We start from the raw sequence: 14,838 nt of genomic DNA, 5'->3' as shown, positions 1-14,838 counted from the left end.
CCACCGATCCACCGGCGAGAAGACCGCGTGGGAACTCGCCCACCGCGCAGACCAGCCAGCAGCGGCGGAGCGGTCGATCGGGATCTGACCACCGCACGCGACACCACGGGCCCCGCATCGGCTTACCCAGCACGACCCTCGATCTGCCAGGAGAAGAATATGACCGACACCGACAACAGCGTCGAGGTGCTCACCATCGACGAAGCAGCAGCCGTGCTCCGCATCAGCCGAAACGCCGCCTACGCAGCCGCACGCCAGTGGCGAGCCACCGGCGGTGAACACGGCCTCCCCTGCATCGAGATCGGCCGCACCCTCCGTGTCCCCCGCGCCGACCTCGACCGCATGCTCGGCAGACCAGCCTGACGGCGGTCTCAGCCGGTCAAGCCGGCCCTCGGGCTCAGGAGCTACTCGATGACCTAGGTGTGCCAGTCGATCGGGCCGGGCGTCGAGTCGGGATCGCGATCGGGCGCAGTGTCGACCCCGGTCGCCATCCGTTCGATGGCAGAGGTCAAGCTGGCACGGATCTCGGCCGGGTCGATCGCCTCGTAGGCGTCGTCGGACCAGACATGCACGACGCCCTCGACGACCCGTGTGCTGGAACCAAAGCCGTTGGAGCGAAGTACCTTCCGGATCGCGGCGCGTGTCGCCTCGACGTGCTCCACGGGGACACCGGTGACGTACGTCGAGCTGAACCTGGTGACCTCCTCGGCCGCCACCGCAGCAAGCAGCCACACACCCGAGGGAGTATCGGCTGTCGGGAACCAAGAGTCGAGGATGCGAAGGCATCCACGACAGGTCGGAGCGAACGCAGGGTCGCGCCACAGCGGCAACATCTCGTCGGCACCGGCGGCCATCCGGTTCCAGGTCCGGCCACACAGCGTCGAGTCGCTCCAGCGTCCGGCAAGCGGGGCACCCTCCTTTCCCTCGTGTCGAGCGGACCTCCCCGGCCGGTCGGCGAATTCGGCGAGATGGGTTTCGGCACCACCACCGACATCAACGAGCAGTAGGTCTCGGCCAAGCACCGAGATCGAGTTCTCTTCGGTTGGATCCATCGGTGGCTCCTTGCGGCTGACCGCTCCATCTTCGCCGCCTCGGCAGCTCCAGGTCTGTCGAGGCGGAGCCAGTCACCGCTACCTCTGGAGGTGCATCCACCGAGAGCGCCTCGTCGACCGCGCCGATCACCCGTCGCCCTCGTCGTGCGTGCCACCGGCTGCGGTCTCGTCGCCGTCGCTGGCATCGACTGCCGGCTCCGCCTTGTTGCGTTCGTTGCGCAGCAGCAGTGAGAACGCGTCAGCGGCTGCGGCCTGCATGCCGGGGAGGACGTGCTGGTACACGTGCATGGTGAAGGCGATGTTGGCGTGGCCGAGTCGTTCGCTGACCACCTTGACGTTCACGCCAGCCTTGAGCAGCAAGGTGGCATGGGTGTGGCGCAGATCGTGCAGCGAGATGCTCGGCACATCGACCTTCGCAACGGTGCGGTCGAACAACTGGCTGAAGATGTCCGGGTGCATCGACGTGCCGTCCGCCTTCACGAACACCAGGTCATCCGCTGCGGGAGCAAGGCCGTCACACTCCTCAGTGCGAGCCTTGCGCCAGTCGCGCAGCACCCGGATCACATCGTCGTCGATGTCGATCGTGCGGCGGCTCGCCCCGGTCTTCACATCGGAGATCGACACCTCGTAAGCCACCGACACCAGCGCCTGACGAACTGACACCCGACCTTCGTCGAGGTCGATGTCGCGCCATCGCACACCGAGAACCTCCCCACGACGCATCCCAGTGTGCGCCGAGAGGAAGAACGCAGGTCCCATGCGGTGGACCTCGATGGCGTCGAGGAACGCGATGAGCTGATCGACCTCCCACGCCTTGATCTCTGTCCGCTTGCGCGCCTGAAGCGATGGTGCATCGGCGAGGGACACCACGTTGCGGACGACGGTGCCCTTGCGGGCTGCGTCGCTCAGCGCCTTGTTCAACATCACGTGGATGTTGTGCACGGTCTTGGGGGCCAGTCCCTTGGCCGGGCCCTTCTCGCCCGGACGCTTCTTGCGGCCGCTCTTGAGCAACGCTGCGTAGAAGATGTCAATGTCCTCGGGCGTGAGCTGGTCGAGCTTCCGTCGGCCCAGGCCGGGCACCACGTGCAGTTCGATGTTGCGCCGGTAGGACTCGTAGGTGCTCTTGCGCAGCCGCGCTTCTTGGATCGGGAGCCAGCGCTCGGTCAGGTACTGGCCGAGCGTGAGCTTCTCGCTCACCACCGTCTCGCCCCGATGGGCACGCTTGACCAGCTCGGCCAGCAGCTTCTCGGCGTCAGCGCGCCGAGTGCCCGCCTGCACCCAGCGTCGGCGGTACTCGCCGGTCGCTGGGTTCACGCCGCCATAAACCACGGCGTACCACTTCTTGCCCTTCTTCTGGATGGATCCACGCATCAGCGTCCCCTTCGGTTCGAACCGATTGGGGACGTCTGCCAGACACGAAGGCCGTCGATCCCTGGACGTCCGGTGGGGATCAGGTGCTGCTGGATCGACCCTACGCCACCAGAACCCGAAGATCGACCCTCAGGTGCCCATCGTCTCGCCTGGGCCGACGAGAAGGGCCGCTCGAGACCGGGCGTCGCGACGGGTCGAGATCCCATCGCGTGACGTCCCGTTGTGGGCCTGCGTTGTCGATCCCGGGCCGCACAGTAGAAAAAACAGTAGAAATCGATCGGTCCGGGCACGGAAGAAGCCCTCCTCAGTTGTCGAGAAGGGCTTCATTCCAGGCATTTCAGATGGTGGCGGGGGCAGGATTTGAACCTGCGACCTTCGGGTTATGAGCCCGACGAGCTACCGAACTGCTCCACCCCGCGATGAGGTGACGTCACCCTAGCAACCCCAACCGCGTCCGACAAAACGACCACTTGGGCAGGCTCTCAGGCCGCCCACCATCCCCGAAACCGCCAAAGTTGCGGTATTCGACCTCCGCTTCGGCCGCATATCGGCTACACAAAGGGCACGCGGTTCGTTCGAAAGGTGTCCGGTGACCTCCCCGCTTCCTTCTCTCACCTACCTGCTCGCCCTCAGTGACGAATCGAGTTGGGCCGACTTGTTGGCCACCTTGATCCTCACCGACCCGGACACCCTCGCCGGCCTGCTCGGCGGAGTCGACTCGAACGCATTCCTGGTTCGCCGGGACTTTCCACTCGGCCGCGGCCGCACCGTGGATCTCGTGGTGACCGCCGCCGGTCGGCCGATCGTGGCGCTCGAAACCTCGGTGATGGAGGACATCAACCCCCACCTGCTCGCCGCGATCGATGCCGACTTCCCGGAGGAATGTGTGCGCGGCATCATCCATCTCGGCTCGCTTCCGACGCCGCTTCCCGACGACTCCGTGTGGCAGGCCTGGAGTTGGGAGGATGTCCTGGGGCGTCACGCGACGAGCGACAACACGTGGGTGTCGCTGACGGCCCGTGCCTGGATCGAACACATCGACACCGCGCTGCCGATGGCCGACGGCGACACGACCTGGAGCGGCATCGCCCTCGAGGACAGCCCCGTCGCGGCATTGCGCGTTCGTTCCGCATGGCTCGTGTCACAGCTCAGCGCCGAAGCCCACGCGAAGGGAATCCGTATCGCCTCCACCTCGGGTCGCAGCGGCAAGCGTTGGGGACTCGAGATGCGTCGACCGACTTCCCTGCCCGACTACGACATCGTCGTCTATCTGCACGAGCGCACGCGGTCTGACGAGATTCCTTCCACCGGCGGGACGCTGTTCATCCCCCGGGGCCCCGAGGCGCTCGTTTCGCTTCGCCATCGCGGCGCCGCGACCTCCGACGACTTCGACTGGAACCACCTCCTGGTGCTCGCTTCGACGTTCGCCTCGGCGCGCGACGATTGGTTCCACACCCGCAAGCCCAACCTGGTCGGCGTCGACCGCGACCGCTACTCCGACTTCGTCGCCGCCGGCGGCCCGCCACACCTCGGGTTCGGCGTGGGCGATGAACCGACATTCCACACCGATGACATCGCCTTCGGCGCCAAGATCACCTTCCGTCCCGACGTCACGCTGTCGACGCTCAGCCGCGAACTCTCCGCGCTGATGGACACCGTCGTGGCGCTGTCGGAGGTGCCACCGTCGACAACCCCGAGCGTTGGGACTGTCGTGTCGCCGAACCCGCTTCCCCCGATCATCGACTAGCCGACCCACCCTCACCATCCACCCTCACCGACGATTCGAATCGAGACCGACATGACCGACCTCCGCGACATCCACAACGCCTGCGCATCTCACGTGCCAACACCAGATTCCTTCACTCGATCGGTATCCACGCACCGACGCGCCACCTCACGCCGTATCGCTTCGGTCGTGTTGGCCTCGGCGCTGTGCCTCGGAGCGGTCGCGTGCGGCGATGCCGACGACGACGCCGCCGACACCACAACGACCGTCGACGCTACGACGACTGCCGCCAGCACCGACTCGGCCATCTCACCGACGACCACGACCGGTTCGTCAGGCGAGGAACCCGACACCCAGGACGTCGTCGCAGTGTGGCCGCTCCTCAACGGCGACACCTTTGACGATCCGGTCGCCGCGGCCACGTCGTTCGCCGTCGATCTGGCCAGGTTCACCGACCCGATCGTCGGCGAGTTCATGCAGGGCGACAACCGCTCCGGAGAGGTCGAGGTGCGCGCTACCGACAACGGCCCGACCACCACGGTGATGGTTCGCCTCGACGCGGACGACCACTGGGTTGTCATCGGCGCGGCTACGTCGAACATCGTCCCCGATCAACCGACCGGAGCCGTGACCTCCCCCGTCACCGTGAGCGGTACGAGCACCGCCTTCGAAGCGACCGTCGACGTCGCCGTGTACGACCGCGACAGCACCGCTCCGCTGGTTCGAACCTTCGTCATGGGCGGCTCGATGGGGGACATGGGCCCGTTTAGCGAGAGCATCGAATTCGAGGATCCGACGACGCCGACCGGCACCATCCTCTATTGGACGACCTCGGCCAAAGACGGAAGTGTCAGCGAGGCAGCCGCGGTGACCGTCTCATTCGGCTGATGACCGGCCGGCATCGACGCGGTCGACGTGTTCGGCGATCCACTCGGCGATCGAATCGGGGTCGCTGAGCACCACCCAGTGGCCGGCATCGACCTGGCGAAACACCAGGTCGTCGCATAATCCGACGACCGACTCGGCCAACGCCGGGCTCACATAGCGATCTCGCAACGGAACCACCACCTGCACGGCGATGTCGGTGTGCACGCGCCGCGGTCGGCGCATCTTGGTCATCATGTTGGCCCGGTACAGGTTGACGCCGTTCGCCCCGTCCGCCTGACACTGACGCAGCTCCTCGCCGACGGGTATCGCCCCCTGAGGCACCCGCTCCACCTTGGCGAGATACTCGGGCCAGGTCTTGGCCATCATCGACGAACGCCAATAAGCCGGTGCCAGCCTGGGGATCTGGAACGCCATCACATACCAGGATTTCAGTGCCTGACGAAGCACCGTCGAGAGCTGCGGCGGTTCCGCGCCGCCGCGATGCATGAACTCGCCAACCGCGTCGAGGTTCGGCCCCGATATCGACGTGTAGCTGGCGATGAGGTCGACACATCGCTCGTCGCACACGAAGTCCCACCCTTGAAGCGACCCCCAGTCGTGGCCGACCAGGTGAACCTGGCGACCCTCGGGCACCGTGGCCGAAACGACCGCTCGGAAGTCGGCGGCGAGCAACGGCAGGCCGTAAGCCTCCACCTCGTCGGGCACCTCGGAAGCTCCGGCCCCACGTACGTCGTAGGTGACCACGTGGAACCGATCGGCGAGTCGATCAGCCACCGGCTCCCACACTCGATGGTTGTCCGGGTACCCGTGGATGAGCACCACGGTTTCATCCGCTCCGATGTTGCGTTCATAGACGGCCAAGCCGATGCCGCCTGCCCCCGCCACCGTCGATGTCGTGACTGTCATGGCCAGAGCCTCACACCTCGCCGACGCCTCCCGCCAGCCGACATCGGGTGCGCTGATTCGACCAGAGTGTTCGCATGGATCTTGATGATTTTCGGGTGACCGGCAAGCAGGTCGACCTCACCGACTTCCCCACCGACGCCGACGGCAGACTCGACAAGGCGAGCGCGAAACGGCAAACGGCCGAGCTCACCGCCGAACTGGCGCAGCTGCAGGAGCGGTTCTGGGCCAATGGCCGCCAGCGGCTTCTGGTGGTCCTTCAGGCGACCGACACCGGGGGCAAGGACGGCACGATCCGCAACGTGTTCGGGCCGTTGAATCCACTCGGCGTGAGAACGGTCGGGTTCAAGGTGCCAACCTCGACCGAGCTGGCGCACGACTACCTGTGGCGGGTGCATTCTCAGGTGCCAGCCAACGGCGAGATCGTCGTGTTCAACCGCAGCCATTACGAGGACGTGCTGATCGTTCGCGTCCACGATCTGGTCCCGCAGAAGCGTTGGAAGCGCCGCTATCGCCACATCGTCGAGTTCGAGAACATGCTCGTCGACGAGGGCACGACCATCGTCAAGTGCTTCTTGCACATCTCCAAAGCCGAACAGAAGCGGCGGCTGCAGGAACGTCTCGATAATCCCGAGAAGCGGTGGAAGTTCGCACCCGGCGACCTCGAGGAGCGCAGCTTCTGGGACGACTACCAACAGGCCTATGCCGACATGTTGTCCAAGACCGCCACCGATCGAGCCCCCTGGCACATCGTGCCCGCCGACAACAAGTGGTACCGAGACCTGGTGGTCGCCACGATCCTTCGAGACACCCTGGCCTCGCTCGACCTCACGCTGCCCGACGACCCGCCGAACCTCGACTCGATCGTGATCGGCGACTGAGCGGCCCCCAGCCCCAGCCGCGGCCCCCATCCGCAGTCTCGGCCGCAGTCTCGGCCTCAGCCCCTACCGCAGTCTCGGCCTCAGCTCCGCCTCAGCTCAGGCAGGCGTTCGCCCCATCGGTCACCCCGAGGCGAAACGCCGACACGCGCTGAAAGCCCGAGCCCGCCGAGTCGCCGGCACTCATCGCCAACAGCACCTGAACGGCCTCGTCGAAGTCGCCGCTCGAGAGTCGCATGTTCGACGTCGAGCGGTCATGGCGAAAGATGCTCGCCGCCCACGCTCCGGTCAGGCAGTGAGCTGCGCGCTGCGCGCCCTCATCGCTGTCGGGCATCTCCGAGTAGGTGTCGAGCGCTCCGTAGGTGAAATGCATCGCGTAGAGCTGCGCGAGTCCGAAGTCGCCGAAGCTCTCGTACACCTCGGGAAAGAGTTCGTCGTTGTCGAAGTGCACCGAACGGTCATCGGGGCAATAGAACAGCGAGGTGTCGGCCACCTCGTCGCCGCCACAGCTTGCGACCTCGCCACTGTTCGGGGAGAACGGGGTGCCGGCCGCCATCGGCGTCCACGGACCCGAGCCCACCTCCGGGCCCACCGTGCCCCAGAAGTCATTCAGGTCTTCGTCGATCATCGAGAGGATGTCCTCATACGGTGCATCGCCGTCGTTGCGGTAGTCCTCCGGGTCATAGAACCCGATCTGCACCAGACGATCGGCAACGTTTCGATCGTTGTAGCGGGTACAAGACTCCGGCCCGTCCTCGAGGCCTTCCTGGAACGAGTTGATTCGATCGAACGCGCTGCCGTGGGCCGTTTCGTCATCGGGGGTCGAGCCGCGGGCGTCGCCGAGTTCGAGGTATCCGGCGAGCGCCTGGTCCATATCGGAGTCGCTGGGGCTGAAATACGCCGACCTCCCCGCCCGAGCGTTGGCGACCCATGCGCCCGCGTAGCAGTCCGCCTGTTGTTCAAGCGTCACCGTTCTTCCCGACATCGCTACCCGCGCCTGGACCACATGGCCCCATTCGTGGGCGAACACCACCGCAACCGCCAGGTCTCCGTAGTAGTGCAACAGGTCCGGCATCAACGAGGTGTCGTCCCAACCGATCTCGTCCGCCGCACCGCAGTAGAACGCGTTCCCGCGGATCTCCTCGGGCGAAACCGCGCACGCCGGCAGATCCTCACCGTCGGACCAGGAGTAGAACCCACCGGTGACGGGGTCATACGGCTTATCGAACAACTCGGGCATTTGCTCGGACCAGTACTGCTCGAGATCGGCGATCGCTGCGGCAGCGATGCGGTCGACTTCCCCACCGTTGGCCCCGATGAGTTCGACCCCGTCGGTGTCGGCATCGTCGCGCAACGATTCGCCCGGTTCGGACTTCGACACGTCGGCGCCCACCCGCACGATGCCCCCGGCGGTGGGGCCTTTGCCATCACCGAATGCGACGGCCAACACGGCGACGCCGGCGATCAACGCCAACGCGACGAACGCGGCAACGAACTTCTTGGCCTTCGACGGTTGCCCCGATGGCGGCACGGCGAACGGCGACTGAGCGCCCCCGGGAGGGATGGACCCGGGGGGTCCGAATCCGGGCGGCCCGTACGATTGCTGGCCGTACGGTTGCTGGCCGTACCCGGCGGGGGAATGCGGGGTTGGCGTCTCCCATGGCGCCCGCGGACCGCCCGCCGGCGGAGTAGCTGGTGTCGGGGCGGGGTAAGCGGGGGGTGCGGTTGGCGGAAGATACGGTGGCGGCGCGACCGGTGGCGGCGCGGCCGGCGCTGGATACGCCGGGGGTCCGGTCGGAGGTGGCGGCGGCCCGGTGGGCGCGGCACCATGAGATCCGCCGTCTTGCGGGGGTCCCCACGACGGTTCGTACGGGTTCTCCGGCATCGGCTCAGGGTAGCGGGCGAGGCCCCATGGCGGATCTCGGTTCCGTAGAATCGTCCTCAGGTGGATCCACCATCGCCATCACAGTTTAGGGGATAGATCATGCTCGTCGTTTCCGGAACCATCACCGTCGGCGAGGCGACGCTCGACAAGGCGTTGGACGCCATCGCCACGCTCGTCGCAGCGACCGTCAACGAAGACGGTTGCGGAAGCTACGGCTTCTATCAGACCCCCGGCGAGCCGACCGTGTTTCGCGTGTTCGAAGAGTGGGAATCTGCCGAGGCGATGAACGCTCACATGGCCTCCGAACACTTTCTTGCGTTCATGGGCGCCGCTGGCGAGATCGGTATCACGGGGGCCTCGCTCAGCCAATACTCCGTCAGCGACAAGACGACCTTGATGTAGCCATGTTCTTTTCTCGCCCCGTCCCCGACATGGTCACCGCCGAAGCCGCCCTTGCCGGTCGCGATCAACCGATCGTCGACCCCGCTCCGCACTTCGTGTCACAACGACCGCTCGTGGCGCCGTTTCCCGACGGCCACCAGCAGATCATCGTTGCGATGGGGTGCTTCTGGGGCGCCGAACGCATCATGTGGCAGACCCCCGGCGTCTGGGTCACCGCCGTCGGGTACTCGGGTGGGTTCACCCCCAACCCGACCTACGAGGAGACCTGTTCGGGGCGCACCGGTCACACCGAGGCGGTGCTCGTCGACTTCGATCCGAAGACCGTGTCGCTCGAGGGCTTGATGCAGGTGTTCTGGGAGTCTCACGACCCCACCCAGTTGTTTCGCCAGGGCAACGACGTCGGCACGCAATACCGCTCGGCGGTCTACTGGACCGACGAGGCCCAGCAGCCAGTCGTGGAGGGAACCCGCATGGCGTATGCCCAGGCACTCATCGAGGCGGGGCTTGGCCCGATCGTGACCGAACTCGCGCCCGCCGGAGCCTTCTATTACGCCGAGGATTACCACCAGCAGTACCTGGCGAAGAACCCGAACGGTTACTGCGGCATCGGCGGCACGGGAGTCTCCTGCCCGGTCGGCCTGGCCACCGACTAGCCCGTTCTCCGATAACCAGTGGTCGTGATCACGACCACTGGTCATCGGAGAACTGGCCGACGGAGAGGGATAGGAAAGCGACCGATCCCGGTGGTCCACGGATTGTCGCCACGAACTGGGTCCGCGTCGCATGTTCCGCCATCAGCGAACCTGCGGAACTGCCGGCCAATCGGACGGCAGGCGATTACGACTGGTTGCAGCCGCGCACGCCGATCCCGGCTGCTGCCAACGCCGCAGCGAACTTGGGCCCGTACGTGGACCGGAGGTCGACGAGCACTAACCGTTGACCTTCAAGGACTCCCGAGCCTCGGCCATCGTCACGAATAATCGATCGGTGTGCCGAAGCTCATGGAAGTCGTGCGCCAGATAGAAGCCGCGAGCCTGGTCATTCAGCGGATCGATGACGATCAGTGCCCCTGATCCTTGTTCGGCAAGCTCGGTCATGCACCCCAGCGCATCGACGAGCAGCTGCCGTCCAAGCTTCCTGCCCTTCAAAGGGGCATTCAGCGCCATCTGGCCCAAGAGAATCGCCGGGATGGCTTCGGGCGCATTCTTCCGCAGCTTCGCCGACGGCAGGTCGTCTCGAGCAACCATGTGCGGACAGTGGGAGTAGAAGGCATGGACATCCATCGTGGCCGGGTCGGCCCACACATGGGTTTGGGCGAATCCCCGAGCTTGCCAATCGAGAGCGCGCTCCTTCAACCACCTATCGAGTGCGTCCTCGCCGGATCCAAAGCCAGCCAGCACATGCGCCGGTCTCAGCTTCTCGGATAGATACACCTTTCTACTTCTAGCAGCGGCCTACGAGCGGTAGAAGGCTGGCTTCTCCCGACTCTCCTTCGCGGCTGCCTGAAGAGCGGGAAGCGCCGTGGGCTCAGTTTCGAGTGCCACTAGGAGTTCTTCAAAGCACTCGTCCGAGACGCGCGTGACAGCCCAGCCGTCAACGGCCTTGGGTTCTTCGCATCCAGTCCGGTCTTTGATAGCCACGGGAGTCTCCTTGTGTTGCGGGGTTGACCGTACAGATTCGAACCTGCTCTTGCAACGAAACCCGTCGCTCGACAGCGGGCCATCACCACCTGCACTCGAGGAGCATCGAAGCAAAATGCACTCACCCATGTGGAATTCGTCGGGCGGTCTTTGAGCCAGAGTAGCGGCCTTAAGACGGATTCGACCGTCGTGGCCCACTTCGCCGGGATCGCGACGACCCACCCTCGGGCAACGACGACGACCGGCCAGGTGAGAATCGCCTCCGTCCTGCCCGGCCGGCCTGGCCACCGACTAGCCCGTTCTCCGATAACCAGTGGTCGTGATCACGACCACTGGTTATCGGAGAACGGGCGGGGTTGCGGTCAGGCCTCAGCCGCCTCGGCGCGCTTTTCCTTACGAGCCTTCTGGAACTCGAACAGGATCGGCAGGATCGAGATGAACACGATCAGAATGAGGGCGATCTCGATGTTCTCGTTGACGAAGCTGATCTGGCCGAAGAAGTAGCCGAGCATCGTCACCCCGACCGCCCACAGCAGGCCCCCGACGACGTTGTATTTCAGGAAGTCCACGTAGTGCATGTTCGACACGCCGGCGATCGTCGGCACGAACGTACGCACGATCGGCACGAACCGGGCCAACACGATGGCCCGGCCACCGTACTTCTGGAAGAACTCGGTGCCCTTGTTTACGTACTCCTGTTTGAAGAGCCGTGAATCAGGCCGGTTGAACAGCTTCGGGCCGGCCTTGTTGCCGATGAGGTAACCGACTTGGTCGCCCGTCACCGCAGCGATGAAGCAGCCGATCACGATCATGTAGATATTGAATTCGACACCCCAGTCGGTGAAGACACCGGCGGCCACCGCACCGGCGGTGAACAACAGCGAGTCACCCGGCAGGAAGAAGCCGATCAGCAACCCCGACTCGGCGAAGATGATCGCAAACAACAGCCAGGGCCCGCCGTTCTGGATCAACCATTTCGGATCGAGTTGCTCCGGGAGCCCCGGAATCGCAGCGAGCAAGGTCATCACGGCCAATGTCACGGCGCAGACCCTAGTTGGCCGTACCCGTCACGGCGATGTCAGGCCCGACGATCAGGCCCGACGATCAACCCGACGAGCCCGACGCCTCCTGCGACGCTGCGGGGATCCCGCTCAACAACCCGGCGGCGCGGCGAACGAGTTCCTCGGCCTCGGCGATGGCGTCTTGATAATCGGCAAGTGCGGTGGCTCCGCCGGCGCGAAGGATGGCGTCCGCCTCGTCGTAGCGAGCGACCGCCTCGGCCAACAGCACGCCGGCGTCAGCCTCATCGATGCCTGGAGCATCGCCGCCGGAGGTTTCTCCGTCGCCCGGGTCTGCCCCTTCACCAGCAGCTCCCTCTTCAGCGGTGGTGATTTCCGCCGTCGGAAACAACGAGGACAGCGCTTCGGCGTAGGTGTCGCCCACGCCAACCCGGGTGCCGACCGAGACCACCACGATGCGCAGCTGTTGGGCCGAGCCCCGCGTCTCGCTGGCAACGTAGATCGGGCGGACATACAAAATTCCCGACTCGATGGGCACCATGACCATGTTGCCGAAGGTCACCACCGAACTGCCGCTGCTCGAGTTCAGTTGGGCGAGCCGCTGAGACAGCATGGGGGTCGACACCATGTTCTCGTGCGCGAAAAGTGGGCTCGGTACCTCGTTGGTGCGCTGAACCGAACCGTCTGCACCCTGCTTGGTCATCGTGTACACCGACAGCGTCCCGTAGTCGTCGGGGTCGCTGCGCGCCACCATGAACGCGTTGAGCTGCTTTTTCGGACTGGACTGCGATGCCCCAGAATGCGGGACGAACGGCCGCAGCATGACGAACTCGTCGGCCGACTCGCCGGGTAGGCGCATCTGCAGATAGTTCGGAGCGATCGGAGATGTTCCCGTCGTCGTGGTGGTCGTGGAGCTGTCGCGGCCCGTGTCGTTCGGCGGGTTCTGAGCGACGTCCCATCCGTCTTGTTGGCTGTAGAACTCGGCGGGGTCGTCGAGGTGATAGCGACCCCACATCTGGGTTTGGATCCGGAACAGATCCTCGGGGTAGCGAAGGTGCGACCGAAGTTCGTCGCTCATTTCCCCCAGCGGGGTGAACAGGCCGGGAAAGGCCGCCGCGTACGCTCGCACGATCGGGTCGTGGTCGCCGTACAGTTCGTCGGAGAGATACAGGGTGACCGAACCGTCGTACGCGTCCACCACGGCTTTGACCGAGTTGCGCAAGTAGTTGAAATCCTCCGAGCGCAAGGGTGCGGAGGACTCGAGGTCGGCGGTCGTCGCCGGTTCGGCGTAGGGAACCCACGATGTCGTCGTGTACCCGTCGAGCACGAAGCTGATGCCGCCATCGACCAGAACTGGGTAGGGGTCGTTGTCCCACGTGATGAACGGAGCGATCGCAGCAACCCGTTCGGAGACGTTTCGGCGGTACACGACCCTCGATTCGGCGTCGAGGTAGCTGGAGGTCAGCATCTCGAAATCCCCGAACCTCAACGCGAACGCGGCACGCCGAATCACGCCCCCGACATCGACACCTCCCGGTCCGGGGCCACCGTCGGTCTGCTCTTCACGGTCGGTTCCGACGATCGAATACCCTCCGGCATCGGACCGGTCGAACCCTTCACCGAAGTAGATTTCGGGACGATCGATGGAAACCGACGGCAGTTGCTCGGAATCGATCTGGGGCGGGATGCTTCCGACGAGAAAATCGGGTTCGCCCTCGCTGTTGACCCCGTTGGCCTGAGCGACCGCGGCGCCGTAGCCATGGGTGTAGGACAGATGACGGGCTTCCCACGTGTTGACCGGCAACGACGACTGGCTGAGCTCCCGAGCACCGATCACCACCAGGGTTTGGGCACCACCGATGTCGTAACGGTCGACGTCGAGGTCGGCGAACCGGTAGTACTCGAACATCGACTGAAGGCTGGTGAAGGTCGGTTGAACCACCTGCGGGTCGAGGAGGCGCACGTTGGAAACGGTCGACGCGTTGGCCGTGATCTCCTCATCCTTGAGCGTCGGCGAGTAGTCGAAGTCGTGCTCCCGCACCGCGTCGAGCCCCAGCGAGTTGCGCGTCGCAGCGATGTTCCTCGCGATGTATTCCGCCTCGAGCGCCGACTCGTTCGGGCTCACCTTCAGACGCTGCATCGCCGCCGGCAAGATGATTCCCGCCACGAGCGACACGATGAGCCACAGGCCGATGGTGATCACCGGAATCCCCCAGCCGCGCCGTCGGATGTTCAACACGAGCACCACTGCGCACGCCACGGCAACGAGCGCCAACAGCGACATCGAACGAACCGTCACATTGGCTTCGGTGTACAGGGCACCGGCCACCGCACCGCGCCGCGACAGGGTGAGCCGGTAGCGCTCCAGCAGGTAATCGAGCGCCTTGACCAGCGCGAGCGATGCGAACAGCACCGACAGGTGGATCTTCACCCGACCGGTCGCGACGCGACCGGTTCCCGGCAGTTGCAGCGCTCCCGTCAGGTAATGGGCCATGACCGTGAACAGCGTGACGATGACGAGTGCAGCGAACAGCCAGCTCACCGAATAGGACAGGAACGGCAACTTGAAGACGTAGAACGACAGGTCGACCTGATGTTCTGCGTCGACCTGTCCGAACGTTCCGCCGAATCGAAACAGCACCCAATTGCGCCATTGCGACGACGCCCCGATGCCTGCGAGCGCCGAGAACAGCAGCGAGGCCGACAACCACACGAGACGCTGGCGGCCGTCGATGAGTTCGCGGTAGCGCTCGACGAGTTCGTCGCCCGTTCGCCGCGGGGTGAGCAACGGAGCGATCCGGTTGGCCACCAACAGGTTGCCGCCGAGCAACACGAAGAACCCGAGGCCGAACAGCAGCCCGAGGATGGTCCGGTACCCCCATTGCCGCTGCCATTCCGAGGCAACACCGAGAGCGCGAAACCACAGATAGTCGGTGTAGACACCGGCGACGCCGCGCGAAAACACGAGCGCGAGTACCACCAGTCCGACGAAGACGAACAGCACCGTCCGCCCTCGCGAACGGCCCACCTCGCTGTTTGCGCGAGTCCAGCGAAGTGACCGCTTGAGCATCCCG

General features: G+C 65.1%; 13 protein-coding genes and 1 tRNA gene. 6 read left to right on the top strand and 8 right to left on the bottom strand.

Translation table 11 applies throughout. The annotated features are described in order from the left end of the window. The first annotated feature begins 159 nt into the window (after positions 1-159). Complete coding sequence (locus M9952_16215; GenBank protein MCO5314468.1) at positions 160-363, top strand: helix-turn-helix domain-containing protein; 204 nt, start codon at positions 160-162, stop codon at positions 361-363. A 53-nt stretch (positions 364-416) separates the two neighbouring features. Here M9952_16215 and M9952_16210 read toward each other — a convergent pair whose 3' ends face one another. The 3 genes from M9952_16210 to M9952_16200 all read right to left on the bottom strand — a co-directional run bounded on the left by M9952_16210 (position 417) and on the right by M9952_16200 (position 2,842). After that, positions 417-1,052: a hypothetical protein gene (locus tag M9952_16210; GenBank protein MCO5314467.1), complete on the bottom strand. Its 636-nt coding sequence runs from the start codon at positions 1,050-1,052 to the stop codon at positions 417-419. Positions 1,053-1,178: 126 nt separating this feature from the next. After that, positions 1,179-2,423, bottom strand: a complete 1,245-nt coding sequence (locus M9952_16205) for a site-specific integrase (GenBank protein MCO5314466.1) — start codon at positions 2,421-2,423, stop codon at positions 1,179-1,181. 342 nt (positions 2,424-2,765) lie between these two features. After that, positions 2,766-2,842: transfer RNA gene (locus M9952_16200), tRNA-Met, on the bottom strand. Positions 2,843-3,012: 170 nt separating this feature from the next. Here M9952_16200 and M9952_16195 point away from each other — a divergent pair. Together M9952_16195 and M9952_16190 are read left to right on the top strand one after the other, a co-directional pair. Beyond that, positions 3,013-4,170 carry a hypothetical protein gene (locus M9952_16195; GenBank protein ID MCO5314465.1) on the top strand — a complete coding sequence of 386 codons (1,158 nt, stop codon included), beginning with the start codon at positions 3,013-3,015 and terminating at the stop codon, positions 4,168-4,170. A gap of 51 nt (positions 4,171-4,221) precedes the next feature. Continuing rightward, positions 4,222-5,037, top strand: a complete 816-nt coding sequence (locus tag M9952_16190) for a Gmad2 immunoglobulin-like domain-containing protein (protein ID MCO5314464.1) — start codon at positions 4,222-4,224, stop codon at positions 5,035-5,037. Here the strand turns inward: M9952_16190 and M9952_16185 are convergent. Beyond that, positions 5,026-5,943: an alpha/beta fold hydrolase gene (locus M9952_16185; GenBank protein MCO5314463.1), complete on the bottom strand. Its 918-nt coding sequence runs from the start codon at positions 5,941-5,943 to the stop codon at positions 5,026-5,028. The two genes, M9952_16190 and M9952_16185, sit on opposite strands and share 12 nt — an antisense overlap. Before the next feature lie 74 nt (positions 5,944-6,017). Between M9952_16185 and M9952_16180 the strand changes: the two genes are divergently transcribed. Then, positions 6,018-6,821 (top strand): polyphosphate kinase 2 family protein, encoded by an 804-nt coding sequence (locus tag M9952_16180; GenBank protein ID MCO5314462.1) that lies wholly within the window; start codon positions 6,018-6,020, stop codon positions 6,819-6,821. Positions 6,822-6,912: 91 nt separating this feature from the next. Here the strand turns inward: M9952_16180 and M9952_16175 are convergent, their stop codons facing one another. Continuing rightward, on the bottom strand, positions 6,913-8,349 hold the full coding sequence (locus M9952_16175) for a neutral zinc metallopeptidase (GenBank protein MCO5314461.1): 1,437 nt from the start codon (positions 8,347-8,349) through the stop codon (positions 6,913-6,915). 453 nt (positions 8,350-8,802) lie between these two features. Between M9952_16175 and M9952_16170 the strand changes: the two genes are divergently transcribed. Further along, the gene (locus M9952_16170; GenBank protein MCO5314460.1) at positions 8,803-9,105 is read left to right on the top strand and encodes an antibiotic biosynthesis monooxygenase; all 303 of its coding nucleotides are present in this window, start codon (positions 8,803-8,805) and stop codon (positions 9,103-9,105) included. Between the two features lie 2 nt (positions 9,106-9,107). Continuing rightward, positions 9,108-9,758 carry a peptide-methionine (S)-S-oxide reductase MsrA gene (gene msrA, locus M9952_16165; protein MCO5314459.1) on the top strand — a complete coding sequence of 217 codons (651 nt, stop codon included), beginning with the start codon at positions 9,108-9,110 and terminating at the stop codon, positions 9,756-9,758. A gap of 276 nt (positions 9,759-10,034) precedes the next feature. Here the strand turns inward: msrA and M9952_16160 are convergent, their stop codons facing one another. The 3 genes from M9952_16160 to M9952_16150 all read right to left on the bottom strand — a co-directional run bounded on the left by M9952_16160 (position 10,035) and on the right by M9952_16150 (position 14,834). After that, positions 10,035-10,538, bottom strand: coding sequence for a hypothetical protein (locus M9952_16160; protein ID MCO5314458.1), 504 nt, complete (start codon positions 10,536-10,538; stop codon positions 10,035-10,037). Positions 10,539-11,107: 569 nt separating this feature from the next. Further along, positions 11,108-11,785, bottom strand: a complete 678-nt coding sequence (locus M9952_16155; protein MCO5314457.1) for a VTT domain-containing protein — start codon at positions 11,783-11,785, stop codon at positions 11,108-11,110. 64 nt (positions 11,786-11,849) lie between these two features. Continuing rightward, a complete protein-coding gene (locus tag M9952_16150) occupies positions 11,850-14,834 on the bottom strand; it encodes a UPF0182 family protein (GenBank protein ID MCO5314456.1) in 2,985 nt (994 codons plus the stop codon). Between the last annotated feature and the right edge of the window lie 4 nt (positions 14,835-14,838).

It is taken from the genome of Microthrixaceae bacterium, assembly GCA_023957975.1.
Taxonomy (GTDB): Bacteria; Actinomycetota; Acidimicrobiia; order Acidimicrobiales; family Microtrichaceae; genus JAMLGM01.
The sequence above is the reverse complement of the archived record's forward strand: the minus strand, read 5'-3'. Positions and strand labels throughout refer to the sequence as shown.